The following is a 1061-nucleotide window of genomic DNA, read 5'->3' as shown; positions in this document are numbered from 1 at the left end:
TTCCACGAGACGGTGGCGCCGTCGGCACTCGGGCTGATGATGAGCTTCGAGGCTGACCGCATGCGCAACCTCATCCTCACCGATGATGTCATCAAGACCGAGCGCGACGTCATCCTCGAGGAGCGCCGCTCGCGTATCGACAACAGCCCCGAGGCTGTGCTGGACGAGGAGGTCGATGCGACGCTGTGGCAGAACCAGCCCTATCGCATTCCGGTCATCGGCTGGATGCAGGAGATGCAGCAGCTGAACCGCGTCGACGCCACCGCCTTCTACGACAAATACTACCGGCCCAATAACGCCGTGCTGATCGTCGCCGGCGATGTCGAACCGGACACGGTGCGGGCGCTGGCCGAAAAGACCTATGGCAAGGTGGCGCGCGGCCCCGATCTGCCGCCCCGCATCCGCCCGGTCGAGCCGGAGCAGAACACCAAGCGCACGGTCACGCTCTCCGATGCCCGCGTCAGCGTGCCGAGCTTTTCCACGCAATGGGTGGTGCCGTCCTATCATTCGGGAAAGCCGGGCGAGGCGGAAGCGCTCGACCTCTTGGCGGAGATCCTCGGCGGCGGCAATCGCAGCCGGCTCTACCAGGCGCTTGTCGTCCAGCAAGGTATCGCATCCAGCGCCGGCGCCTTTTTCCAGGGCACCATGCTCGACGACACCAACTTCACCGTCTACGGCGCGCCGCGCGGCGATGCCAGGATTTCCGACGTCGAAGCGGCAGTCGATGCGGAGGTGGTGCGCATCGTCAAGGATGGCGTGACGCCATCGGAACTGGAAAAGGCCAAGGACCGCTATGTCAGGTCGATGATCTTTGCCCGCGACAAGCAGGATTCCATGGCCAACATCTACGGTTCGACGCTGGCCACCGGCGGCAATGTGCAGGACGTCCAGCAATGGACGGACCGCATCCGCAAGGTCACCGCAGACGAGGTCAAGGCGGTCGCCCCGCGCTATCTGGTGCCCGCCCGGTCGACGACCGGCTATCTCTTGCCGCAGCAACAGGCGGGGAATTGATGATGAATTCGATCCCCGTGAGCGAGGCAGCCCCCCCCTCCCGCCGC

The 1061-nt window shown here is 64.9% G+C and carries 1 protein-coding gene; it reads left to right on the top strand.

Annotation, left to right across the window (positions count from 1 at the left end):
• Nucleotides 1-1014 (top strand): pitrilysin family protein (locus tag EN879_RS36925; RefSeq protein WP_164774892.1); only part of this gene is annotated, 1014 nt, incomplete at its 5' end.
• Between the last annotated feature and the right edge of the window lie 47 nt (nt 1015-1061).

Source organism: Mesorhizobium sp. M7A.F.Ca.AU.002.02.1.1 (assembly GCF_003998535.1).
Lineage (GTDB): Bacteria > Pseudomonadota > Alphaproteobacteria > Rhizobiales > Rhizobiaceae > Mesorhizobium > Mesorhizobium ciceri.
The sequence above is the reverse complement of the archived record's forward strand: the minus strand, read 5'-3'. Positions and strand labels throughout refer to the sequence as shown.